24 protein-coding genes are annotated in these 24,022 nt (G+C 63.8%); 11 read left to right on the top strand and 13 right to left on the bottom strand.

The genetic code is table 11. From position 1 onward, the window contains the following. Positions 1-15 precede the first annotated feature (15 nt). The gene (locus QHG62_RS09720) at positions 16-786 is read right to left on the bottom strand and encodes an IclR family transcriptional regulator domain-containing protein (RefSeq protein WP_281150665.1); all 771 of its coding nucleotides are present in this window, start codon (positions 784-786) and stop codon (positions 16-18) included. Positions 787-916: 130 nt separating this feature from the next. Between QHG62_RS09720 and pobA the strand changes: the two genes are divergently transcribed. Next, complete coding sequence (pobA, locus tag QHG62_RS09715) at positions 917-2,098, top strand: 4-hydroxybenzoate 3-monooxygenase (protein ID WP_281151559.1); 1,182 nt, start codon at positions 917-919, stop codon at positions 2,096-2,098. A gap of 15 nt (positions 2,099-2,113) precedes the next feature. On the opposite strand, the gene QHG62_RS09710 is transcribed toward pobA, so the two are convergent. After that, positions 2,114-2,509, bottom strand: coding sequence for an SRPBCC family protein (locus QHG62_RS09710; RefSeq protein ID WP_281150664.1), 396 nt, complete (start codon positions 2,507-2,509; stop codon positions 2,114-2,116). A gap of 6 nt (positions 2,510-2,515) precedes the next feature. Continuing rightward, positions 2,516-4,846, bottom strand: a complete 2,331-nt coding sequence (locus QHG62_RS09705) for a xanthine dehydrogenase family protein molybdopterin-binding subunit (protein WP_281150663.1) — start codon at positions 4,844-4,846, stop codon at positions 2,516-2,518. A gap of 194 nt (positions 4,847-5,040) precedes the next feature. Here QHG62_RS09705 and aat point away from each other — a divergent pair, with 194 nt between their 5' ends. Genes aat through QHG62_RS09690 form a run of 3 tightly spaced genes read left to right on the top strand, consistent with a single transcriptional unit; the run spans position 5,041 to position 7,406 of the window. Further along, positions 5,041-5,796, top strand: coding sequence for a leucyl/phenylalanyl-tRNA--protein transferase (gene aat, locus QHG62_RS09700; protein ID WP_281151557.1), 756 nt, complete (start codon positions 5,041-5,043; stop codon positions 5,794-5,796). Then, positions 5,793-6,542 carry an arginyltransferase gene (locus QHG62_RS09695; protein ID WP_281150662.1) on the top strand — a complete coding sequence of 250 codons (750 nt, stop codon included), beginning with the start codon at positions 5,793-5,795 and terminating at the stop codon, positions 6,540-6,542. Before aat ends, QHG62_RS09695 begins: the two co-directional genes overlap by 4 nt. A gap of 30 nt (positions 6,543-6,572) precedes the next feature. Then, on the top strand, positions 6,573-7,406 hold the full coding sequence (locus tag QHG62_RS09690) for an IclR family transcriptional regulator (protein WP_281150661.1): 834 nt from the start codon (positions 6,573-6,575) through the stop codon (positions 7,404-7,406). A 5-nt stretch (positions 7,407-7,411) separates the two neighbouring features. Here the strand turns inward: QHG62_RS09690 and QHG62_RS09685 are convergent, their stop codons facing one another. The 8 genes from QHG62_RS09685 to QHG62_RS09650 all read right to left on the bottom strand — a co-directional run bounded on the left by QHG62_RS09685 (position 7,412) and on the right by QHG62_RS09650 (position 16,973). Further along, positions 7,412-8,587: a serine hydrolase gene (locus QHG62_RS09685; RefSeq protein WP_281150660.1), complete on the bottom strand. Its 1,176-nt coding sequence runs from the start codon at positions 8,585-8,587 to the stop codon at positions 7,412-7,414. A gap of 114 nt (positions 8,588-8,701) precedes the next feature. After that, positions 8,702-10,240: a 2-isopropylmalate synthase gene (locus QHG62_RS09680; RefSeq protein ID WP_281150659.1), complete on the bottom strand. Its 1,539-nt coding sequence runs from the start codon at positions 10,238-10,240 to the stop codon at positions 8,702-8,704. A gap of 60 nt (positions 10,241-10,300) precedes the next feature. Further along, complete coding sequence (leuA, locus tag QHG62_RS09675; RefSeq protein WP_281150658.1) at positions 10,301-12,004, bottom strand: 2-isopropylmalate synthase; 1,704 nt, start codon at positions 12,002-12,004, stop codon at positions 10,301-10,303. A 184-nt stretch (positions 12,005-12,188) separates the two neighbouring features. Next, positions 12,189-13,013: a CDP-diacylglycerol--serine O-phosphatidyltransferase gene (pssA, locus tag QHG62_RS09670; RefSeq protein WP_055800083.1), complete on the bottom strand. Its 825-nt coding sequence runs from the start codon at positions 13,011-13,013 to the stop codon at positions 12,189-12,191. Between the two features lie 187 nt (positions 13,014-13,200). Beyond that, the gene (ilvC, locus tag QHG62_RS09665; RefSeq protein ID WP_281150657.1) at positions 13,201-14,217 is read right to left on the bottom strand and encodes a ketol-acid reductoisomerase; all 1,017 of its coding nucleotides are present in this window, start codon (positions 14,215-14,217) and stop codon (positions 13,201-13,203) included. A gap of 53 nt (positions 14,218-14,270) precedes the next feature. After that, positions 14,271-14,534, bottom strand: a complete 264-nt coding sequence (locus QHG62_RS09660; RefSeq protein ID WP_157613688.1) for a DUF4282 domain-containing protein — start codon at positions 14,532-14,534, stop codon at positions 14,271-14,273. A 55-nt stretch (positions 14,535-14,589) separates the two neighbouring features. After that, positions 14,590-15,081: an acetolactate synthase small subunit gene (gene ilvN, locus QHG62_RS09655; RefSeq protein WP_012747479.1), complete on the bottom strand. Its 492-nt coding sequence runs from the start codon at positions 15,079-15,081 to the stop codon at positions 14,590-14,592. Positions 15,082-15,188: 107 nt separating this feature from the next. Next, positions 15,189-16,973, bottom strand: a complete 1,785-nt coding sequence (locus QHG62_RS09650) for an acetolactate synthase 3 catalytic subunit (protein WP_281150656.1) — start codon at positions 16,971-16,973, stop codon at positions 15,189-15,191. A gap of 282 nt (positions 16,974-17,255) precedes the next feature. Here QHG62_RS09650 and QHG62_RS09645 point away from each other — a divergent pair, with 282 nt between their 5' ends. From QHG62_RS09645 to QHG62_RS09620, 6 genes are read left to right on the top strand one after another with little or no spacing between them, the layout of a single operon-like run. Further along, positions 17,256-17,822 (top strand): RNA polymerase sigma factor, encoded by a 567-nt coding sequence (locus QHG62_RS09645; RefSeq protein WP_281150655.1) that lies wholly within the window; start codon positions 17,256-17,258, stop codon positions 17,820-17,822. Then, complete coding sequence (locus QHG62_RS09640; protein WP_281150654.1) at positions 17,819-18,241, top strand: DUF3619 family protein; 423 nt, start codon at positions 17,819-17,821, stop codon at positions 18,239-18,241. The genes QHG62_RS09645 and QHG62_RS09640 overlap by 4 nt, the downstream gene beginning before the upstream one ends. Before the next feature lie 60 nt (positions 18,242-18,301). After that, positions 18,302-19,099 carry a DUF3106 domain-containing protein gene (locus tag QHG62_RS09635; RefSeq protein ID WP_281150653.1) on the top strand — a complete coding sequence of 266 codons (798 nt, stop codon included), beginning with the start codon at positions 18,302-18,304 and terminating at the stop codon, positions 19,097-19,099. Positions 19,100-19,110: 11 nt separating this feature from the next. Next, positions 19,111-19,677, top strand: a complete 567-nt coding sequence (locus tag QHG62_RS09630; protein WP_281150652.1) for an RDD family protein — start codon at positions 19,111-19,113, stop codon at positions 19,675-19,677. Further along, on the top strand, positions 19,674-20,081 hold the full coding sequence (locus QHG62_RS09625) for a diacylglycerol kinase (protein WP_281150651.1): 408 nt from the start codon (positions 19,674-19,676) through the stop codon (positions 20,079-20,081). The genes QHG62_RS09630 and QHG62_RS09625 overlap by 4 nt, the downstream gene beginning before the upstream one ends. A 31-nt stretch (positions 20,082-20,112) precedes the next feature. Further along, positions 20,113-20,703, top strand: a complete 591-nt coding sequence (locus tag QHG62_RS09620) for a TIGR00730 family Rossman fold protein (protein ID WP_281150650.1) — start codon at positions 20,113-20,115, stop codon at positions 20,701-20,703. A gap of 28 nt (positions 20,704-20,731) precedes the next feature. Here the strand turns inward: QHG62_RS09620 and QHG62_RS09615 are convergent, their stop codons facing one another. Continuing rightward, on the bottom strand, positions 20,732-21,070 hold the full coding sequence (locus QHG62_RS09615; RefSeq protein WP_126746480.1) for a P-II family nitrogen regulator: 339 nt from the start codon (positions 21,068-21,070) through the stop codon (positions 20,732-20,734). Further along, positions 21,067-22,770 (bottom strand): NAD+ synthase, encoded by a 1,704-nt coding sequence (locus tag QHG62_RS09610; RefSeq protein ID WP_281150649.1) that lies wholly within the window; start codon positions 22,768-22,770, stop codon positions 21,067-21,069. Before QHG62_RS09610 ends, QHG62_RS09615 begins: the two co-directional genes overlap by 4 nt. A 19-nt stretch (positions 22,771-22,789) precedes the next feature. Here QHG62_RS09610 and QHG62_RS09605 point away from each other — a divergent pair, with 19 nt between their 5' ends. Then, on the top strand, positions 22,790-23,971 hold the full coding sequence (locus tag QHG62_RS09605; RefSeq protein ID WP_281150648.1) for a GNAT family N-acetyltransferase: 1,182 nt from the start codon (positions 22,790-22,792) through the stop codon (positions 23,969-23,971). Positions 23,972-24,022: the final 51 nt, after the last annotated feature.

Below are 24,022 nucleotides of genomic sequence, written 5' to 3'. Positions count from 1 at the left end.
GGCAGAAAGTTCAGGCTACAGCAGCGACCTGACCTCACGCGCGGCCTCGAAGAGCAGCGGCAGCATTTCGCGCTGGAGCGTCTCTTCCTGGTAGCGCGTGCCCGAGAGCACCACATTCAATGCAGCCACGGTGTGGCCCTGCATGTCCCGCAGCGGCACCGCCAGCGCCTGCACGCCAAGCTCATGCTCTTCACTGGCAAAGCAGTAGTCGTCCTTGCGAGCCTTGGAAACCAGTTGCCGCAGGTTTCGCGCCTGCGTGGTGGTGTGCGGCGTGAGGCGTGCCAGGTGACGCCCCTTGAGCCATTGCGTGAGCTGCGTGGGCGCCATGGCGGCCAGCAGCACCCGGCCGGTCGAGGTGGCATGCGCAGGCAGGCGGGCGCCAAGGTGCAAGCCATACGCCAGCACGCGGGTGGGCGTGCCGTAGCTGCCACTGCGCGCGACGATGACCACCTCCTCGCCGTCGAGCACCACCGCCGAGAACGATTCGCCGGTTTGTGCCGCAAGGCGGTTCAGCGTGGGCTGCAGCGCACGCGGCAGGCGCGACGAAGCAAGATAGCTGCCCGAGAAGCGCAGCACCTTGGGCGCCATCCAGAAATAGCTGCCGTCGGTTTCCAGGTAACCCAGGTGGGCCAGCGTGAGCAGGTGCCGGCGCGCGGCGGCGCGCGTGAGGCCGGCGCGCTCTGCGGCCAGGGTGGCATTGAGGCGCTGGCGCTCGGTGTCGAAGCTTTCGAGCACCGCCATGCCCTTGGCAATGCCCTCGATGAAGTCGGCTTTGGCGATGGTCATCTGGTCGAAGTGAGAAGTGTTGCGCGATGATCGCGCAGCCGCTCGCATGATCGCACAGAGCCTCACAGAGCGCCGCGCCAGCATGCCGTGCACGCCCTACGCTCCGGAAAACCCCATCGGAGACATCAACATGCGCACACAGGTCGCGATCATCGGCGCGGGCCCAGCCGGCCTGCTTCTCGGCCAGCTGCTTTTCAAGGCCGGCATCGACAACATCATTGTCGAGCGCCAGAGCGGAGACTACGTGCTGGGGCGCATTCGCGCGGGCGTGCTCGAGCAGGTCACCATGGACCTTTTGGCGCGCGCCGGGGTCGATGCGCGCGCCAAGGCCGAGGGGCTGCCGCACGAAGGCATCGAGCTGCTGTTCAAGGGGGCACGCCACCGCATCGACATGCACGGCCTCACGGGCGGAAAGCAGGTCACGGTCTATGGCCAGACAGAGGTGACGCGCGACCTGATGGAGGCACGCTCGGCCGAAGGCCTGGCCACCGTCTACAGCGCGGCCAACGTGAGCCTTCATGACTTCGATTCGCAGCGCCCGAGCGTGCGCTATGAGAAAGACGGCCAGGTGCACGAGATCGAATGCGACTTCATCGCGGGCTGCGACGGCTACCACGGCATAAGCCGCGCCAGCGTGCCTGCCGACGCCATCCAAACCTACGAGAAGATCTATCCCTTCGGCTGGCTCGGCGTGCTGGCCGACGTGCCGCCGGTGTCGCATGAACTCATCTATGCCAACACCGAGCGCGGCTTTGCCTTGTGCAGCATGCGCAGCGCCACGCGCAGCCGCTACTACGTGCAGGTGCCGACTGAAGAACGCGTTGAAAACTGGAGCGACGAGGCCTTCTGGAACGAACTGCGCGCACGGCTCGACCCCGAGGCGCGCGAGCGCCTGGTGACCGGGCCTTCGCTGGAAAAGAGCGTTGCGCCGCTGCGCAGCTTCGTTGCCGAACCGATGCGCTTCGGCTCGCTGTTCCTGGCCGGCGATGCTGCGCACATCGTGCCGCCCACCGGCGCCAAAGGGCTCAACCTAGCGACGGCCGACGTGGGGTATCTCTCGCGTGCGCTCGAGATCTTCTATGGCGAGAAAACGCCCTCCGCGCTCGACCGCTATTCGGACCTTTGCCTGCGCCGCGTGTGGAAGGCGGAGCGCTTCTCGTGGTGGTTCACCTCGCTGATGCACCGTTTTCCGGAGACCGGCGCCTTCGGCCAGAAGATCCAGGAGGCCGAACTCGACTACCTGGTGCATTCGCACGCCGCCTCCACCGCGCTGGCCGAGAACTATGTGGGCCTGCCGCTCGAAGACTTCTAGGCCGGGAGCAGCGGTTTACTTTTCGAGCGTCTTCTTCATCGCAGCGCCGCCCTGGTCCATCATCGGCGCGATGTAGGCGGCCAGTTCGTCGGGCAACACGTCGGTAATCCAGACGAAGCGCGAGCGCCCTTCGCCGTGCGCAAAAACCTGCGCCGATGCATGGTGATGGCTCGCCTTGCCGCCCGTGACGGTATAGGCCAGGCGGCGGCTCTCTTCGTCGATGCCCACGAGCAGTTCTCGCGCTACCAGGCCATTGGCAAAGCTCACGATGCGGGCACCCTGCCCGTCGAGTTTGGCGTCGGTCAGAAAGCCGGGCGCGAGCCGCGTGTGCACGGCGCCGAAGTCGCGAAGCGCGTCCCAGACCTGCGCTGCATCGGCCTCGACGATGAATTCCTTGTAGATGGTTGCCATGGTTCTTCAATCCACCGTGTGCATGGCCTGCCACACGCGAGCCGGACTCAGCGGCATGTGCAGGCGCGGTGCGCTGGCCGCAAAGCCGTTGCGCGCAAAGGCATCGGCCACGGCGTTGACGATGGCCGGCGTGGCGCCGATGGTGCCCAGCTCGCCCACGCCTTTCACGCCCAGCGGGTTGTTGATGCAGGGTGTCGACTCATCCATTTCCATGTGGAACATGGTTTGCACGATGTCGGCGCGCGGCGCGGCGTAGTCCATGAGGCTGCCGGTCACGGGCTGGCCGGTTTCGTGGTCGTACACCACCTGCTCGTACAGCGCCTGGCCAATGCCCTGCACCGCGCCGCCTTCGAGCTGGCCGCGCACGATCATGGGGTTGATCACGCGGCCGACGTCGTTGACCGAGCTGTAGGCCACCACGCTGATCTCACCCGTGGGCGGATCGATCTCGATCTCGCAAATGTGGCAGCCGTTGGGCCAGGTCGGGCCGGCCACGGTGCTGGTGGAGTCGACAAAGATTTCGCCGTCGGGCTGCTTGCCCGCCAGGGCGAACAGGTCGAGCTCGAGATCGGTGCCGGCCACGTTGAACACGCCGCGGCTGTAGACAATGTCGTCGACCGAGGCTTCGAACTCCTGCGCCGCGAGCTCGCGCGCCTTGTCGATGGTGCGCTCCGCGCCAATGCGAACGGCCGAGCCGCCGGTAAAGAGCGAGCGCGAACCGGCACTGCCGAAGCCGTCGCCGCGATCTGTGTCGCCAAGCACCACGCGCACCTTCTCTATCGGCACGCCGAACGCATCGACCGCCAGTTGCGCCAGCGAGGTGGCAATGCCCTGCCCCATGGCGTTGACGGCCGAGAACACCTCGATCACGCCGTCGGCCTGCACCGAAACCGTGACGCGCTCCTCGAACACGTTGCCGCCCGTCCATTCGAGAAAAGTGGCAATGCCCAGCCCGCGGTGCTTGCCCTGCTGCGCCGACTCGGCCGCGCGAGTTTCGAAGCCCTGCCAGTCGGCGAGCGCCAGCGCCTGGTCCATCACCGACTCGAACTTGCCGGTGTCGTAGGTCTGGGCCATCGGGTTCTTGTAGGGCATCTGCTCGGGGCGGATGAAATTGCGGCGGCGCAGCTCGACGCGGTCGATTCCGGTCTGTCTTGCGGCCTCGTCCATCAGCCGCTCGATGGTGAAGATGGCCTCCGGGCGGCCCGCTCCGCGGTAGGCGCCGGTGGGCGCGGTGTTGGTGAGCACCGCCTTGAAGTGAAAGTCGATGGTCTGGATGTCGTAGACGCTGGTTTGCACCCAGGGGCCGATCAGCAACTGAATGGCGACGCCGGTGCCGGTGGCATAGGCGCCCACGTTGGCCAGCGTCTTGATGCGCAGCGCAAGGATCTTTCCGTCGGCATCTAGCGCGAGCTCGGCCCGGGCCTCGATGTCGCGGCCGTGCGCGCTGGAAAGAAATTCTTCGCTGCGCTCGGCCACCCACTTCAAGGGGCGCTTGACCTGCAGCGCGGCAAACGCAACGGCAATGTCCTCGGGATAGGCGCCGGTCTTCATGCCGAAGCCGCCACCCACGTCGCCCACCACCACGCGCACCTTCTCCTTCGCGAGGCCGATGGCGGCGCACACGGAGTCGCGCACGCCCGAGGGCATTTGCGTGCTCATGCGAATGGTGAGGCGGTCGGTTTCGCCGTCGTAGGCCGCAAGCACCGAGCGCGGCTCGATGGTCAGCGCGACGACGCGCTGGTTGACCACGTCGAGCGCCACCACATGGCTGGCCTTTGCGAAGGCCGCAGTTGCAGCGTCGCTGCTGCCGTGCTTCATTTCGGCGGCAATGTTGCCGGTGGCTTCGTCGCACAACTGCGGCGCGCCACTGGCGGTGGCGCTCGCGAGATCGACCACCATGGGGAGCTCGTCGTAGTCGACCATCAATGCCTCGGCGGCATCGCGCGCCTGCTGCACGGTTTCGGCCACCACCGCCGCCACCGCCTCGCCAACGAAGCGCACGCGCTCGTGTGCCATCGCAAGGCGCGGCGGGCTGGCGCAGTCGCCGCCATCGGCGCGCTTGAAGCCGGCGGCGCCCGGCATGGGCTGCACACCCGCTTCAGCCATTTCGGCGCCCGTGATCACGCGCAGCACGCCGGGCATGGCGGCGGCGGCGGCTGTGTCGACAGACACGATGCGGGCATGCGGATAGGGAGATCGCACAAATACGAGATGCGCCTGTCCAGGCAGCGTGACGTCGTCGGTGTAGCGGCCTGCGCCGGCCAGCAGGCTCTCGTCTTCAAGGCGGCGAACCGCATGGCCGCTACCGAAACGCGTGGGGTTGGATTCAGTGGTCAACGTGGTCCTTTTGGGCTGGCCTCCGCAAGGCAATGCCGGCCTGGCGGTCCGCTATGGGTCTGTTGTGATGTTCCTGTGCGCTGTTGCACAGGGAGCCTGTGTCTCGCAGGCCGCAATCGTTTGCGAACCGCTGAAGAATGGCCATTTTCACCCATCCGGATGAAGCTCGCCACGAAGCCGTGTATACCTACGGCATGCAACAACTGCCCTGGCTCGAACCCGGCGAAGCACTGCCCGACCCAGCCTCTGCCTGGGGTGAGGCCGATCCCGTTCCCGGCCTGCTTGCGGCCGGCGGTGCGCTCGATGTGGATACTCTGACGCAAGCGTATGGCCGGTGCGTATTTCCGTGGTTCAGTGAAGACCAGCCGATTCTCTGGTGGAGCCCGGACCCGCGCATGGTGCTGCAGGTGGCCGACTTCAAGCTGCACAGGTCGCTGCGCAAGACCCTGGCGCGGTTTTCACAAACGCCGGGGTGCGAGGTGCGGATCGACCACGATTTTGGCGCCGTCATCAAGGCCTGCTCGCAATCGCCGCGCGTCGGCCAGTCGGGCACCTGGATCGTGCCGGACATGGTGAATGCGTACCTCGCGCTGCACCAGGCAGGCCACGCGCACAGCGTGGAAACCTGGATCGATGGCGAGCTTGCGGGCGGGCTCTACTGCGTGGCGCTCGGGCGGGCGGTGTTCGGCGAATCGATGTTCACCCGCCGCCCGGATGCCTCGAAGATTGCGCTGGCCGCGCTGGTGTGCCTGTGCCGACGGTTCCAGGTAAAGATGATCGACTGCCAGCAGAACACCTCTCACCTGGCCAGCCTGGGAGCGCGCGAAATGTCGCGCAGCCGCTTTGTGGCGCACGTGTCCAATGCCCGCCGGCAAGAGGGGCCACAGTGGCATTTCGAGCCCGTATACTGGGCAGAACTCCTTTCCACGCGACCCTCTCAATCGACGTGACGCACCTCAAGGATCTTCCGCTTCACACGCTGCAGTTCTACGCGACGGCGCCCTATCCGTGCAGCTATCTGCCGGATCGCCAGGCCCGGTCGCAGGTGGCCACGCCCAGCCACCTCATTCACAACGACGCCTACTCCGACCTGGTGCTCAGTGGTTTCCGGCGCAGCGGAATGTTCACCTACAGGCCGTATTGCGACGGCTGCCATGCCTGCATACCGCTGCGCGTGCTGGTCAACAGCTTTCGGCCCAGCCGCAGCCAGCGCAGGGCTGTCAAACAGCACAAGGACCTGCATGCGCGCGTGCTCAAGCTGTGCTTTGTGCCCGAGCACTACCAACTCTATCTTCGCTACCAGAATGGCCGCCATGCCGGCGGCGGCATGGACCACGACAGCATCGACCAGTACACCCAGTTCCTGCTGCAGAGCCGGGTCAATTCGCGGCTAGTCGAATTCCGCGAGACGCTGCCCGACGGCAGCGCGGGCGCATTGAAGATGGTGTCGATACTCGACGTGCTGAACGACGGCATTTCGGCCGTCTATACCTTCTACGAGCCCGGCGACAGCGCGGGTTACGGCACCTACAGCGTGCTGTGGCAGATCGAACAGGCCCGAAAACTCGGCCTGCCGCACGTCTACCTTGGATATTGGATCGAAGGCAGCGCCAAGATGAACTACAAGGCTCGCTTCAGCCCCCATGAAGTGCTGATCGACGGACACTGGCAGGCGCCGAGCGATTTCACAAGGTAAAATGGCGCCCGGTCCACACCGCATCGCGCCATGAGAAAAATCCAATCCGACGTTCCTGCCGTTCCAGTCATCCAGGTGATCGAGCGCATGTTCGCGCTCATCGACGTGCTCGCCTCCCGCGAGGAAGCGATTTCGCTGAAGGAAATCAGCGAAAAGACCGGGCTGCACCCCTCCACCACGCACCGCATCCTCAACGACCTTGCAGTCGGCCGCTTTGTCGACCGGCCCGAAGCCGGCAGCTATAGGCTTGGCATGCGGCTGCTGGAGCTGGGCAACCTGGTCAAGGGCCGGCTCAACGTGCGCGACGCGGCACTGGGGCCAATGCGCGAGCTGCACAAGCTCACCCAGCAGCCGGTGAACCTCAGCATGCGGCAAGGCGACGAAATTGTTTATATCGAACGCTCTTACAGCGAGCGCTCGGGCATGCAGGTGGTGCGCGCCATTGGCGGCCGCGCCGCACTGCACCTCACCTCGACCGGCAAGCTGTTCCTGGCGGCGGACGATCCGCAACGCGTGCGCAGCTACGCCACGCGAACCGGCCTGGCGGGCCACACGCGCAACAGCATTACCCAGTTGCCTGCGCTCGAGCGCGAGCTGTCGAAGGCACGCCAATACGGCATTGCCCGCGACAACGAAGAACTGGAGCTGGGGGTGCGATGCATGGCTGCCGGCATCTACGACGACCAGGGCAAGCTGGTGGCGGGCCTGTCGATCTCCGCCCCGGCAGACCGGCTGGACGAGGGCTGGTTGCCCAAGCTGCAGGCCACGGCCAATGAAATTTCGGGAGCGCTGGGCTACAAGGACGCTGCCTCGGCGTCTGCTGCTCCAGGCGCAAGCGGCAACGGCTCTTCAGCCGCTGCCTGAGTCGTTCAGCCGGCGACCTGGTAAGCCGCGTTGCTGCGCGCGGCTGCCGGCGAGCCGGTGGAGGCATGCGTTGCCTCGACCCAGCGGCGCACCCGCTCTGCATCGGCAATGCGGCTGAACTTGCCGGCCGAATCCAGGAACACCATGATGAGCTTGCGCCCGGCCACCTTGGCCTGCATTACCAGGCACTGGCCGGCCTCGGAAATATAGCCCGTCTTCTGCACGCCAATTTCCCAGTCCGGGCTCTTCACGAGGCGGTTGGTTGTGTTGAACTGCAGCACGCGGTTGCCCACCTCGACCTGGTATTCAGGCGAAGTGGAGAGCGAGCGCACCGTGGCATCGGAATAAGCGGCGTTGACGAGCAGCGCCAGGTCCTGGGCGCTCGACTGGTTGCGGCTCGACAGGCCGGTGGGCTCCACGTAGCGCGTGTCCTTCATGCCGAGCATCTTTGCCTTGGCGTTCATGATGCTCACAAAGGTTGCAAGGCCACCCGGATAGGTGCGTCCCAGTGCGTGGGCCGCGCGGTTTTCGCTCGACATGAGGGCCAGGTGCAAAAGCTCGCCGCGCGACAGCGTGGTGCCCACGGTAAGGCGCGAGCGGCTGCCCTTTTCGGTGTCGACGTCATCCTGGGTGATGGTGATGAGTTCGTCGTTCGGAAGATGGGCTTCGCTGATCAGCAGGCCGGTCATCAGCTTGGTGAGCGACGCAATCGGCAACACCGCATGGTCATTCTTGCTGAACAGCACTTCATGCGTGTCCTGGTCGATCACGAGCGCAACGCTCGATTTGAGGTCGAGCACGTCGTCGGTTCCGTGCAGGCCCGCCAATTGGCCGAACGACTGGCGCGCCGGCGTTTCGACACGAACCACCGAACGGCGTTGCACTGCAACCACGGTCTTGCCGTTCTTTTGGCGAATGGAGGCCACCACATTGCGGCCACCGCGAACAACCTTTTCGCTACGGTCGGCCTTGCGCGGCGCCTTGGCCGAGCGCTTGACTTCTACTGGCACCGGCCCGGCGGCCTTCCTGGCCGTGGACGTCTTGGTGGCAGCTGTTTTTTCCTTTTTGGCGGCCTGTGCACCGGGCAGCAAAAACGCCGTGGCGCAGAGCGCGACGGCGATGAATTTGACTGCGGGCAAGAACCGCTGGCTGGAAACTCGGCGGGGGCGGGTTTCGGGCATTTAAAACTCTCCAGCGGCAAAATGAGAACCGCAGTGTATCGAAATCAAAAAAGGCACGCAATATCAGTTACTTGCGTCCTTTTCTTCACTCGAATCCAAGGATCACCCGTAAACCTAACCTTGTGCCGCCACTCTCTCAGCTTGGCTCTGTAACTTGTTGAGAGCACTCAAATAAGCTTTGGCCGATGCGACCACGATGTCGGGGTCTGCGCCAACTCCATTCACTACCCGCCCTGCATTTTGTAACCGAACTGTAACTTCTCCTTGGCTTTCTGTCGAGCCACTGATGGCATTAACCGAGTAAAGCACCATCTCGGCGCCACTTTTTACAAGCGACTCGATAGCCTTGAGTGAAGCATCAACCGGGCCATTGCCATCGGATTCGCCGGTTACTTCCTTGCCCTGGACGGTAAACACGACCTTGGCCTGCGGGCGCTCGCCGGTTTCGCTGTGCTGGGAAAGCGACACAAAAGCAAACTGTTCATCAACGTGCGCCAGCTCTTCCGCGCTGACGAGCGCAAGGATGTCCTCGTCGAAAATTTCGGACTTGCGGTCGGCCAGTTCCTTGAAGCGCAGGAACGCGGCATTGATGTCGGCTTCGCTCGCCATTGTCACGCCGAGATCCTGCAACCGCTGCTTGAAAGCGTTACGCCCGCTGAGCTTGCCCAGCACGATCTTGTTGGCCGTCCAGCCCACGTCTTCGGCACGCATGATTTCGTAGGTGTCGCGCGCCTTGAGCACTCCGTCCTGGTGAATGCCCGAAGCATGCGCAAAGGCATTGGCGCCCACCACGGCCTTGTTGGGCTGCACCACGAAGCCCGTGGTCTGGCTCACCATGCGACTCGCCGCCACGATGTGCCGGGTGTCGACATTCAGTTCGAGCCCGAAGTAATCCTTGCGGGTCTTCACGGCCATGACGATCTCTTCGAGCGAGCAGTTGCCCGCGCGCTCGCCCAGGCCGTTGATGGTGCACTCGACCTGGCGCGCGCCGCCGATCTTCACACCCGCCAGCGAGTTGGCCACGGCCATGCCGAGGTCGTTGTGGCAATGCACGGACCAGACGGCCTTGTCGCTGTTGGGCACGCGCTCGCGCAGCATCTTGATGAAGTTGCCGTAGAGCTCGGGAATGGCGTAGCCCACGGTGTCGGGCACGTTGATGGTGGTGGCGCCCTCGTTGATCACGGTTTCGAGCACGCGGCAGAGAAAGTCGGGGTCGCTGCGGTAGCCGTCTTCGGGGCTGAACTCCACGTCTCCCACGAGATTGCGCGCAAAGCGCACGGCTAGCCTGGCTTGCTCATGCACCTCGTCCGGCGACATGCGCAGCTTCTTTTCCATGTGCAGCGGCGATGTTGCAATGAAGGTATGGATGCGCCCGCGCGCCGCGCCCTTGAGTGCTTCGGCGGCCCGTGAAATGTCGCGGTCGTTGGCCCGCGAGAGGCCGCAAATCGTCGAATCCTTGATGGCGTTGGCAATGGCCCTGACGGCCTCGAAGTCGCCGTTCGAACTGGCGGGAAAGCCCGCCTCGATGACATCGACCTTGAGCCGCTCGAGCTGCTTGGCGATGCGCAACTTCTCGTCGCGCGTCATCGAGGCGCCGGGCGATTGCTCGCCATCGCGCAAGGTGGTGTCGAAAATAATGAGTTGATCGGTCATCGTGGACTCCTTTGTTCCTTTTGGTCGTTTCGCACCTTGCGCGCGCGGCGGCGGACAGCGTCAGGCGAGCTCAACCACCGATTGTGCGCTGTGCGCGCCCCGGCTCCGGGCCCGCTGCACGCCAGAGACCATGGCCTTGAGCGAAGCCGAGATCACGTCCGCATCGATGCCGACGCCGAACAGCGTCTGGGCCTCGTCAACGCGCAGTTCGAGGTACGTCACCGACCTGGCATCGGCGCCCGCGCCAATTGCATGCTGGTGGTAGTCCATCACGCGCACGCTATGGCCGGTGGCCTTGCTCAGCGCCTGCGTGAAAGCGTCGATCGGCCCGTTGCCGCGGCCTTCGATGGCGCGGACTTCACCGTCCCACGGCAGGTTGCCGCGCAGCACCACGGAGGCGCTGGCGCCCTCGCCTTCTTCCTCGAGCACCCGGTGCTGCAGCGCGTGAGCGGCTTCGATGCCGTATTCGCGAACGAACAGTTGCCAGAGGTCTGCCGCGGTGAGCTCTTTACCCGCCACGTCCATCACGCGCTGCACGGTCTGCATGAACTCCATCTGCAGGCGGCGCGGCATTTCAAGCCCGTACTCGCTCTCGAGCAGGTACGCCATGCCGCCCTTGCCCGACTGGCTGTTGACGCGAATCACGGCCTCGTAGCTGCGGCCCACGTCCTTCGGATCGATGGGAAGGTAAGGCATGTCCCAGATGTCGCCCTCTTTTCGCGCTGCAAAGGCCTTCTTGATCGCGTCCTGGTGCGAGCCGGAGAACGAGGTGTAGACCAGGTCGCCCACATACGGGTGGCGCGGGTGCACGGGGATCTGGTTGCAGTGCTCGACCGTCGCGCGAATTTCGTCGATGTTCGAGAAGTCGAGGTCGGGCGAAACGCCTTGCGTGTAGAGGTTGAGCGCAACGTTCACAAGGTCGAGATTGCCGGTGCGCTCGCCGTTGCCGAAGAGACAGCCTTCGATGCGCTCGGCGCCGGCCATGAGCGCCAGCTCGCCCGCCGCAGTGCCCGTGCCGCGGTCGTTGTGCGGATGCACGCACAGCACAATGGAATCGCGCCGCGCCAGATTGCGGTGCATCCACTCGATCATGTCGGCAAAGATGTTCGGCGTGGAATGCTCGACCGTGGTGGGCAAGTTGACGATGCACTTGCGCTCGGGCGTCGGCGCCCAGACTTCGGTGACCGCATCGACCACGCGCTTCGAAAACACGACATCGGTGCCCGAGAACATTTCGGGCGAATACTGAAAGGTCCACTTCGTTGCCGGCTGCTTCGCGGCAAACTCGTTGAACATGCGCGCATGGCTGCTGGCGAGCTCGACGATCTGGTCTTCGTCCATGCCGAGTACCACGCGGCGCATCACAGGGGCCACCGCGTTGTAGAGGTGAACGATGGCGCGCGGCGCGCCTTGCAGCGACTCGAAGGTGCGCGCAATCAGGTGGTCGCGCGCCTGCGTCAGCACCTGGATCGTCACATCGTCGGGAATGCGGTCTTCCTCGATGAGCTTGCGCACAAAGTCGAACTCGATTTGCGAAGCGGAGGGAAAGCCGACTTCGATTTCCTTGAAGCCGATGGCCACGAGCGTTTCGAACATGCGCATCTTGCGCGCAATGTCCATCGGCTCGACCAACGCCTGGTTGCCATCGCGCAGGTCCGTCGACAGCCAGATGGGCGCCTTGGTCAGCACGGCATCGGGCCAAGTACGGTCCTTGAGGCCGATCGGGGCGAATGCGCGGTATTTGGCTTGAGGTTGCTTGAGCATGTCGATTTCTCTGGATGGTTGGTAATCAACCAGCAACCCCAAAAACAAACGGCCCGTTGCTGGTGCGAACGGGCCGTGGTGAGGGATTTGCGCGTGCGCTACCGTCTCCGCCCGTGAGGGAGGGCTAGTAGGGCCAGCAGCGAAATCTTGGTCATGAGGGTTTCGAATGTAGCACAAGCCGCGGTCAGTTATGCAAGCCCCGCTCGTCCGGCTCTTCGGTCGAGGTGCTGATCACGCTGGCCTGCTGCCCCTTGGCCTTGCGCCACGCATAGACCACATAGCCACTCAGGCCGTACGCCACGAACAATCCGAACAGCACCGTTGGCGGGTGGATGTTGATGACCGCGATGCCCAGGGCGATGAGCACGATCACCACGAACGGCACGCTCTTTTTCATCTGCACGTCCTTGAAGCTGTAGAACGGCGCATTGGTGACCATCGAAAGACCTGCGTAGAGCGTGAACGCGAAGGTGATCCACGTGATCTGCGTCCACGAGAGGTACAGCACCTCGCCGCCCCGCTTGCCCCATTCGGTCATGAGCCAGATGAATCCGGCCACCAGCGCGGCCGCAGCGGGCGACGGGAGCCCTTGGAACCAGCGCTTGTCGACCACGCCGGTGTTGACGTTGAAGCGTGCGAGGCGCAGTGCCGCGCATGCGCAATAAACAAAAGCGGCAATCCAGCCCCAGCGCCCCAGCCCCTTGAGCGACCATTCGTACGCGATGAGCGCGGGCGCGGCACCAAAAGACACCATGTCGGACAGCGAATCCATCTGCTCGCCGAACGCACTTTGCGTGTTGGTCATGCGGGCCACGCGGCCGTCCAGGCTGTCGAGAATCATGGCGGCAAACACGCCGAGCGCCGCAAGATCGAAGCGCCCGTTCATCGCCATCACAACCGAATAGAAGCCGCCGAACAATGCGGCAAGCGTGAACAGGTTCGGCAGGATGTAGATGCCCTTGCGGCGCTTGCGCGGCGGCACTTCGTCGGGAACTGTGTCGTCATGCATTGGGTTTGCCTCCGTCCCTCATGGGCACTGCGCGAGCAGCTACCCATTCGATAGCATCTTGATCTGTGAATCGCATGGGTTCGCAGTGTAGTTCAGGGCCATGGTTCGCCCCTTCATGAAAAAGGCCACCCCACGGGTGGCCCTCGGGAAAACAGGCGCCGCAGCGCCCGCTTCATTTGCCTTCGGATCAGTTGCGGGTCTGGTCGACCAGCCTGTTCTTCTTGATCCAGGGCATCATCGCGCGCAGCTTTTCGCCGACGACTTCGATCTGGTGCTCGGCGTTCAGGCGGCGGCGGCTGATCAGCGCGGGCTGGCCGGCAGCGGCTTCGAGCACGAAGCTCTTGGCGTATTCGCCCGTCTGGATGTCGCGCAGCACTTGCTTCATGACCTTCTTGGTCTCGTCAGTCACGATGCGCGGGCCCGTGACGTACTCGCCGTATTCGGCGTTGTTCGAGATCGAGTAGTTCATGTTGGCGATGCCGCCTTCGTAGATCAGGTCGACGATGAGCTTGAGCTCATGCAGGCATTCGAAGTACGCCATTTCGGGCGCGTAGCCGGCTTCCACCAGCGTTTCGAAACCGGCCTTGATCAGCTCGACCGTGCCGCCGCACAGAACCGCTTGCTCGCCGAACAGGTCGGTCTCGGTTTCTTCGCGGAAGTTGGTCTCGATGATGCCGGCCTTGCCGCCGCCGTTGGCGGTGGCGTAGCTCAGCGCGAGGTCACGCGCCTTGCCGGTCTTGTCCTGGTGCACGGCCACGAGGTGGGGCACGCCGCCGCCTTGCGTGTAGGTGCTGCGGACGGTATGGCCGGGAGCCTTGGGCGCCACCATCCACACGTCGAGGTCGGCGCGCGGCTGCACGAAACCGTAGTGCACGTTGAAGCCGTGCGCGAAGACGAGCGAAGCGCCTTCCTTGATGTGCGGGGCCACGTCGTTCTTGTAGACGTTGGCAATCTGCTCGTCGGGCAGCAGGATCATGACGACGTCGGCCGCCTTCACCGCGTCGGCCACTTCGGCGACCTGCAGGCCGGCCTTGCCGACCTTGTCCCACGAAGCGCCACCCTTGCGCAGGCCGACCACGACCTTGACGCCGCTGTCGTTCAGGTTTTGCGCATGCGCGTGACCTTGCGACCCGTAACCGATGATTGCGACCGTCTTGCCCTTGATGAGGCTGAGGTCGGCGTCCTTGTCGTAGTAAACCTTCATGATGCGTCTTTCCTATTTAATCTCTGGCACCCCCAGGGCGGGGGTGCCTTCACTCACAGTTGGCCGGAGGGATTCCGGTCCTTCATTTGATGGTTGATCGACACGAGGTTGTCGTGAATGCGAAACAGCAGGATCAGCAATTCGCTATAGACGCGAACCATGATCGCGCCGAAAACGAGGATGCCGATGGCAGCCAGAAAGCGCCCCTGGAACAGCGAAACGACCGTTGCCGCGAGAACGCCCAGCAATCCGAGGAAGTACAGAATCCGAATGATGATCGGTGTCACCATCTTCTCGAAACCCAGCAAATCTTGCATTACCTTCTCCTCATGTGTTGATTTAGAACATTGAAACTGAGGGGATCTTCACCCCCTACACGCGCAGGATGCGCTCGCCGCGCCCGATGCCGCTGGCACCGGTGCGGACAGTCTCGAGGATAGCGCTACGGTCGATTGCTTCCAAGAAAGCATCGTTCTTGCCGTGGTCGCCGGTGAGTTCGATGGTGTAGCTCTTGTCCGTAACGTCGATGATGCGGCCGCGAAAAATCTCGGCCATGCGCATCATTTCTTCGCGTTCCTTGCCCACTGCGCGTACCTTGACCATCATGAGTTCGCGCTCGGTATAGGCGCCTTCAGTCAGGTCGACGACCTTGACCACTTCGATCAGGCGGTTCAGGTGCTTGGTGATCTGCTCGATCACGTCGTCGGAGCCGGCGGTGACGATGGTCATGCGCGAGAGGCTCGCGTCCTCCGTCGGCGCCACGGTGAGCGATTCGATGTTGTAGCCGCGGGCCGAGAAAAGGCCCACCACGCGGGAAAGAGCACCGGGCTCGTTTTCCAGCAGCACTGCAATGATGTGTTTCATGTTTGCGCGACTCCTCTTTTCGCCGCCCTCCCCCGTGCACGGTAATGCGCGGGCTTGGCGGGCAATAGATTCGTCGTCAGTAAAGTTAAAAGCGAATGCGCCGACGATCAGAGATCTTCGGAGCCCAACAGCATTTCGGTGATGCCCATGCCGGCCTTGACCATCGGGAACACGTTCTCGGTGGGGTCGGTACGGAAATCCATGAACACGGTGCGGTCCTTGAGCTTGCGCGCTTCACGCAGCGCCGGCTCCACGTCTTGTGGACGCTCGATCAGCATGCCGACGTGGCCGTAGGCCTCGGCAAGCTTCACGAAGTTGGGGAGCGCATCCATGTAGCTGTGGCTGTAGCGGCCGGAGTATTCGATCTCCTGCCACTGGCGCACCATGCCAAGGTAGCGGTTGTTGAGCGAGCAGATCTTGATCGGCGTGTTGTATTGCAGGCAGGTCGAGAGTTCCTGGATGCACATCTGCACCGAGCCTTCACCGGTGATGGTGAACACTTCCGAATCGGGCTTGGCGAGCTTGATGCCCATCGCGTACGGAATACCGACGCCCATGGTGCCCAGGCCGCCCGAATTGATCCAGCGGCGCGGCTCGTCGAAGCGGTAATACTGCGCGGCCCACATCTGGTGCTGGCCGACGTCCGACGTGATGTACGTGTCGGCGTCCTTGGTCATGTTCCAGAGGGTTTCGACCACGTACTGCGGCTTGATGACGTCCTTGTTGTCGCGGTCGTACTTGAGGCAGTCGCGCGAGCGCCAGGCCTCGATGGTCTTCCACCAGTCGGACAGCGCGCCGGCGTCTGGCTTGGTGGTGCTCTCGCGGATCATCGAGATCAGCTCGGTGAGCACGTCCTTCACGTCGCCGACGATCGGAATGTCGACCTTCACGCGCTTGGAGATGCTCGAGGGATCGATGTCGATGTGGATGATCTTGCGATCGTTCATCGCAAAATGCTTCGGATTGCCGATCACGCGATCATCGAAGCGCGCGCCCACGGCCAGCAGCACGTCGCAGTTCTGCATGGCATTGTTGGCCTCGATGGTGCCGTGCATGCCCAGCATGCCAAGGAACTTGCGGTCGCTCGCCGGATAGGCGCCCAGGCCCATCAGCGTGTTGGTGACCGGGTAGCCGAGCATGTCGACCAGCGTGCGCAACTCGTTGGTGGCGTTGCCCAGCAGCACGCCGCCGCCCGTATAGATGTACGGGCGCTTGGCGTTCAGCAGCAGGTTCAGCGCCTTGCGGATCTGGCCGCCGTGACCCTTGCGCACGGGGTTGTACGAACGCATCTCGACCTTGTCGGGATAGCCTGAATAAGGGGTCTTCTTAAACGAGACGTCCTTGGGCACGTCCACCACCACGGGGCCCGGACGGCCGCTGCGTGCGATGTGGAAGGCCTTTTTGATCGTCATGGCCAGATCCTTGGGATCCTTGACGAGGAAGTTGTGCTTCACGATGGGGCGCGTGATGCCCACGGTGTCGCACTCCTGGAAAGCATCGAGGCCGATGGCGGCGGTGGGTACCTGGCCCGAGATGATCACCATCGGGATGGAGTCCATGTACGCGGTGGCGATGCCGGTGACCGCATTGGTCAGCCCGGGGCCGGAGGTAACCAGTGCCACGCCCACTTCGCCGGTGGCGCGCGCATAGCCGTCGGCCGCATGCACGGCTGCCTGCTCGTGGCGTACCAGCACGTGCTGGATGGTGTCCTGCTTGTAGAACGCGTCGTAGATGTACAGAACCGCGCCGCCCGGATAGCCCCAGATGTACTGGACGCCTTCGGCCTGCAGTGCCTTGACCAGCACTTCAGCGCCCATGAGCTCTTGCGTTTGATTGCCGGCGCCAGAGGACGCGGCTGCTGCGGAGATGATCTCCGCCTTTGAGATTTCCATGATCAACCTTTGCGTTTTTTCGGGAACGAAAAACCTTGGGTGCCCCTTGCCAACCCTTGTGGGGTCGCGCCAGGACTTGAGGCCAAAGCCATGAGCGGACTGATGTTCCGCCGGACCGTGACCCGTTTGCCTTTTGACTTGCAATGCGAATTATGACATCGATGCGCCGGCCTTCGCGCGAAAACCGCGACCAAAAGGCAGGAAGGCATAATCCGCGGCGGAAAACATCAGCGCTTCCAGACACCCTATTCCCACGCGGCGCCCCACGGCGCCCCCTCTCGCTTGGCCACTGAACAAGAACTTTCCGACTTTCTGAAGAGCGTCGAACGGCGCGCTTTCAAGCGCTCGGTCTATCACGTGCGGGACGAGGAAGCGGCTCTCGACATCGTGCAGGACAGCATGATGAAGCTGGCGCAGCACTACGGAGACAAGCCGCCGGAAGAACTGCCCATGCTGTTCCAGCGCATTCTTTCGAACTGCACGCTCGACTGGTTCCGCCGGCAGAAGACCCGGCGCGCCCTGTTCTCGAACCTGGGCGACTTCGAAGCCGCCAGCGACGACGGCGATTTCGATCTTCTGGAGAACTTCGTCTCTCCAACCGACTCAAGGGAGACGGAGAGCGCCGAGGACACGACCCGCCGCGCCCAGGTGTTCCACGAAATCGAAGAACAGATCGCAGCTCTGCCGGGTCGTCAACGAGAGGCTTTCCTGATGCGTTACTGGGAAGAAATGGATGTGGCGGAGACGGCCGCTGCAATGGGCTGCTCCGAAGGCAGCGTCAAAACCCACTGTTCGCGGGCCGTGCACGCCTTGAGCAAAGCGCTCAAAGCCAAGGGAATTTCGCTATGAACACTAAGGTTCCAACCTCTTCTTTTGCCGCCGAAGATCAATTCGGCCAGCGAGTGGCTGCGCGGCTGTCTGCGGGCAGCCAGGAGCTGCCGCATGACATCGGCGAGCGGCTGCGCGTCGCGCGTGCCCAGGCCGTGGCAATGCGCAAGCAGGCGCCCCAGCTGCGCGCGGCATCAACCGTTATCCAGTCGGGCAATGTGGCCACGATGGGTGGTGGCTGGTGGACCCGCATCGGTTCGGTGGTTCCGCTGATCGCGCTGGTTGCCGGGCTGATCACCATCAGCGTCATGCAGGACGAAGACCGCGCGAGCGAACTTGCGGAAGTCGACGCGGCCCTTTTGACCGACGACCTGCCTCCGGCTGCCTACACCGATCCCGGATTCGCCCAGTTCCTCAAGTCGGACGGCGCTTCGGACTGAGGCCCGCCGAACGAACGAATGCGACGCTTCTCCGTTTTCCGCACCTCCACACCCCGCCCGATGCGCCCGCAAACGCCGGGCGCCGTCGTTTGGGCGAGTGCAATCGCCACGGCGGTCTTCACCCTTGCAGGCCTGACCGGCCTGCCACCGGCCAGCGCTCACCAGCGTTCCGAGTCGCCCAAGGCCGGTGCCGACGCCGCGCAGGCCGCCCCAACGTCGGCCTCGCACCCCTCGGTCTCGAAAGCGGCCCCGGCAACCAAGCCATTCTGGAACGAGCTCACCGCCGAGCAGCAACAGGCGCTGCAGCCGCTGGCATCGCACTGGCACACCTTGAGCACGGCGCACAAGCGCAAATGGCTGGCACTGTCACGAAACTACGCGAACATGTCGGCCGATGACCAAACCACCCTGCACAGCCGCATGATCGAATGGGCAGCCCTGAGCAACCAGCAGCGAGCCCAGGCGCGCCTCAACTTCGCAGAAGTGAAAAGCGTGCCCGCGGACGAACGCAAGGCCAAATGGGAGCAGTACCAGGCGCTGAGCGAAGAAGAAAAGCGCCGCCTCGCGGAACGTGCCCCCGCCAAACCCCGCGGCGCCGCCATTCCGGTGCGCCCCGTGCCCGCCCAAAAACTGGTCACCGTTCCGGCGGTGACTCCCTCCGGCCAGCACACGCCGCGCATTCTGCTGGCGCCCCCGGTTCCCGTGGCCGCGTCCGCCACGGCCCCGCCGACCGCCATCATGGTCACTTCGCCGCCAGAGCGCGCTCCGGCCATTGCGACCATTCCCTCTTCTGCTCCAGCCACGCCCTCCGCGCCGGTTCCACCCGAAGCGCAGGTGCCGATGCCTTCGGCCCCCTGAACAAGATTTCGATGGTTCCCCCCTCTCCCGAAGTTTCGGAATCGAATTCCCCTTCCTCTCCCGCAGACTCTTCGAGCAGCGCTCCCCTTTCGATAGTGCCCGGCCTGCGGCGCCGCATGGCGTGCTGGCTCTATGAAGGCATGCTCCTGCTCGCGGTGGTGTTCGTGGCAGGCTGGCTGTTCAGCACGCTCGGCCAGATGCGAGACGCCATGGATTCCCGCCGGCACCTGCTCCAGGCCTTCCTCTTCGTGGTGTTCGGCGTCTATTTCGTCTGGTTCTGGGCTCGCGGCCAGACACTGGCCATGAAAACCTGGAACATCCGCATCGTCGACCTGCACGGCCGTCCCGTGAGCCAGCGCCGGGCCTTGGCGCGCTACCTGCTGAGCTGGATCTGGTTCCTGCCACCCCTGGTAGCCATCGCACCTTTCAAGCTTTCGGGAGGAGAATCGACGGTTCTGATCTTCGGATGGGTCGCCGTCTGGGCATTGCTGGCCCGCTTCCACCCCGAGCGCCAGTTCTGGCATGACGCCTGGGCCGGCACGCGGCTCATCACCTCCAAGCCAATGAGCCGCCGATGAGTGCCTTGCCCAAATTACCCGATCCCGCCGTCAATCCGCAAAAAGCCCGCAAGGGCTTCGAGCGCGTTTGGCACGCCACGCTCATCTCGCTGCACGGCCTTCGCGCGGGCTGGAGCGAACCGGCCTTCCGCCAGGAAGCCATCATCGCCATCGTGATGATTCCGACCGCCTTCTGGCTCGGCCGCGGCTGGGTCGAAGTCGCCCTGCTGGCCGGCAGCGCCATTCTGGTGATGATCGTCGAACTGCTCAACACGGCGGTCGAAGCCGCCATCGATCGCATCGGCCCCGAATGGCACGACCTTTCCAAGCGCGCCAAGGACATGGGCAGCGCCGCCGTGCTGCTGTCGCTCACCTTGTGCGGAGGCATCTGGCTCGCAGCCCTGTGGCAGCGCTTTGCGTCATGAAAGCGCCTGCCGCACGAGGCATGATTGCGGCATGAATCCTGAATTTTCGATCTGTGTGTATTGCGGCTCGCGTCCCGGCGAGCGCGTTGAGTTTTCCAAGGCCGCGGAAGCCGTCGGGCAATGGATTGGCCAGCATCGCGGCCAGCTGGTCTACGGCGGCGGGCGCACCGGCCTGATGGGCACCGTGGCCGAGGCCACCCGCAACGCCGGCGGCCGGGTGGTCGGCATCATTCCCAAGGCGCTGGTCGACCGCGAGCTGGCCAACACGCTTTGCGACGAACTCCACGTGGTCGACACCATGCATGAGCGCAAGGCCATGATGGGCGAGCGCGCCGATGCCTTCATCGCCCTTCCGGGCGGTATCGGCACCTTCGAGGAACTGTTCGAGATCTGGACCTGGCGCCAGCTCGGCTATCACGACAAGCCGACCGGCATCCTGAACACCGCCGGCTACTACGACGGCCTGCTGGGCTTCCTGGCGCACAGTGTGCGCGAAGGATTCATGGGCGAATGGCAGATGGAACTCATCCGCACGGGCACCGACCCCACTGAACTGCTCACCGCGTTGCGGGCCCAGGTGCCGCTGCATCCCCGCAGCGACCGCCTGGCTGAAAACCTGTAGCCGCAGCCCAACTGGCGCACGGCCCTTCTTACACGGCGTTTTCGTTCTCTTCGCCAGTTCGGATACGCACGATGCGCTCCACTTCGGTGACGAAGATCTTCCCGTCGCCGATCTTGCCGGTGCGGGCCGAATTGACGATGGCTTCGATGCAGCGTTCCACGTCGCCCTCGTTGACGACCACTTCGACCTTCATCTTCGGCAGAAAATCGACCACGTATTCCGCACCACGATAGAGCTCGGTGTGCCCCTTCTGGCGCCCGAAGCCCTTGACTTCGGTCACCGTGAGGCCTGTAACACCCACTTCGGCCAGCGCTTCGCGCACGTCCTCGAGCTTGAAGGGTTTGACGATGGCGGTGATCTGCTTCATGGTTTTTGCGCTCCGGCGGTTTCGTTGAATTTGCTGGTGATAGGGTAACGCCAATCTTTGCCGAAGCTGCGATGGGTGACCCGGATGCCCACTGGCGCCTGGCGCCGTTTGTATTCATTGATCTTGATGAGCCGCGCAACCCGCTCGACCACCGCGCGTTCGTATCCCGCCGCAATGATCTCGTCGATGCCCTCGTCGTCCTGCATGTAGCGTGCCAGGATGCCGTCGAGGATGTCGTACGGCGGCAGGCTGTCCTGGTCGGTCTGGTCGGGCCGCAGTTCGGCGCTGGGGGGCCGCGTGATGATCCGCTCGGGAATCGGCGACGCGCCGGTGCCGTACGGGTCATGGGCATTGCGCCACCGGGCCAGCGCAAACACGGTGGTCTTCAGCAGGTCCTTGATGACCGCGAAGCCGCCCGCCATGTCGCCGTACAGCGTGCAGTAGCCGGTGGCCATTTCGCTCTTGTTGCCGGTGGTGAGAACAATCGAGCCGAACTTGTTCGACAGCGCCATCAAGAGGGTGCCGCGAATGCGCGCCTGGATGTTTTCCTCGGCCGTGTCTTCAGGCAGGCCCCTGAACTCATCAGCGAGCGCGCCCTTGAACGACTCGAAGGTGTGCTTGATCGAAATTTCGTCATAGCGCACACCCATGCGGTTGGCCATCTCTCGCGCATCGATCCAGCTGATGTCCGCCGTGTACGGCGAAGGCATCATGACGGCGCGCACCTTGTCCTTGCCGAGCGCATCGACCGCAATGGCAAGCACCAGCGCTGAATCGATGCCGCCCGAGAGCCCCAGGATGGCGCCTGGAAAGCCGTTCTTGCCGATGTAGTCCCGCACGCCCAGTACCAGTGCATTCCACAACTGGGCCTCGGCATCGCGCGGCGGCGCTATTGCTCCCGGCTCGGCCACGAAGCCGATGCCTTCGCCGCCCTGCGACGGCCGCACCAGTTCCATGAAAACCAGTTGCTCCCTGAAGCTCTCCGCCTGCAGGGCCAGGGCGCCGTCGGAGTTCAGGGCGAACGACGCTCCGTCGAACACCACTTCGTCCTGTCCGCCGACCAAATGCGCGTAGACCAGCGGCAGGCCCACGGCGCGGGCGCGGTCGGCCATGCGCGCGACGCGTTCGCCTTCCTTGCCCACGTGGTACGGCGAGGCGTTGATGACTGCCAGCACCTCGGCGCCGGCCGCGCGGGCCAGTTCGGCCGGTTCGTCGAACCAGGCGTCCTCGCAGATGAGCAGGCCCACCGAGACCCCGCCGGCCTCGAACACGCAGGTGCCCTGCCCTGGCGTGAAATAGCGGCGCTCGTCGAAGACCTGGTAGTTGGGCAGTTCGCGCTTGGCGTAGGTCTCGAGAATGCGCCCTTCCGTGATCACGCTGGCGGCGTTGTAGCGCATCTGCACCGCCACAGAACGGCTGCGCAGGCTTCCGCCGGTCGGATGCCCCACCACCACAACCATGTCTTTGAGACCGGCCAGCGCAGCGGCAATGCCTTTCACGGCATCATCGCAAGCTTCGGTAAAGGCGGGCCGCAGGAAAAGATCCTCCGCCGCATAGCCGGCAATCGAGAGTTCGGGCGTGAGCAGAAGACGCGCACCCTCTGCGTAGGCTTGCTGCGCGGCATCGACAATTTTTTTCGCATTGCCGGCGAGGTCGCCCACCACAAAATTGAGTTGCGCGACGGCGAGCTTGAGCGTCATACGGAAGGAAGAAAAAGGCTTGAACGATTATGTCATTCGGGTGATGGCATCGCTGTCGGACCTGAACCCGAAAGCATGGAACGCGTTGCTCGACGCCGAGGTGCAGTCCTCGCCTTTCATGCGCTACGAATACCTTGCGGCGCTCCACGAAAGCGGCAGCGCCTCGCCCGAAAGCGGTTGGACACCGCAGTTCGTCACGCTCTGGTGCAACGATGAATTGCAGGCCGCCTGCCCGGCCTACATCAAGACCCACTCGTATGGCGAATATGTCTTCGACTGGGCTTGGGCCAATGCGTATGAGCAGCACGGGCTTGCCTACTACCCCAAGGCGGTGGTGGCGGTGCCGTTCACTCCGGTGCCGGGCGCGCGGCTCCTGGCGCGCGATGCGCACAGCCGCACGCTGCTGGTGCAAGCACTGGTGGTCTGGTGCAAGACGCAGGAACTCTCTTCGCTGCACCTGCTGTTCGGCTCGGACGCCGACATTGCCGCCTGCACCGAAGCGGGCCTCATGCTGCGCAACACGGTGCAGTTTCACTGGACCAATGCAGCCCCGGCGAGCGTCGACGGACCCAGGCCATACACGGATTTCGAGTCGTTCCTTGCCAGCCTCTCCCACGACAAACGCAAGAAGATCCGCCAGGAGCGCCGCAAGGTGGCCGAGGCGGGCGTAACCTTTCGCTGGTCTCGCGGCGCCGACATCGCTTCGGCCGATTGGGATTTTTTCTACCGCTGCTATGCGCGCACTTATCGCGAGCACGGCAATCCGCCCTACCTTTCGCGCGATTTCTTCCAGCGCATGGCCGACACCATGCCCGAAGCCTGGCTGCTGTTCGTCGCGGAGCGCGAGGGCAAGCCGATTGCAACCAGCCTGATTGCGCTCTCCACACACGGCGACGGCGCGCCGGTCGCCTATGGCCGCTACTGGGGCGCCATCGAACGCGTCGATTGCCTGCATTTCGAGGCTTGCTACTACCAGCCGCTGGCCTGGTGCATTGCGCATGGCGTCGGGCGCTTCGAGGGCGGCGCACAGGGGGAACACAAGATGGCGCGCGCGCTGATGCCGGTCAAGACCACCAGTGCCCATTGGCTGGCACACCCGGCGTTTGCCGATGCGGTCGAGCGCTTTCTCGAGCGCGAGGGCGAAGGCATCGGCAACTACATGGACCACCTGGGCGAACGCAGTCCGTTCAAGGCCGGTTGAAGAGAGCCGGACGGCGGCCGGCCTGCCGCCACCAGGGGCTGCTATAAACGC

It is taken from the genome of Variovorax paradoxus, assembly GCF_029919115.1.
Taxonomy (GTDB): domain Bacteria; phylum Pseudomonadota; class Gammaproteobacteria; order Burkholderiales; family Burkholderiaceae_C; genus Variovorax; species Variovorax paradoxus_O.
Note: the sequence above shows the minus strand (reverse complement) of the source record. Positions and strands in the feature narration are given on the sequence as shown.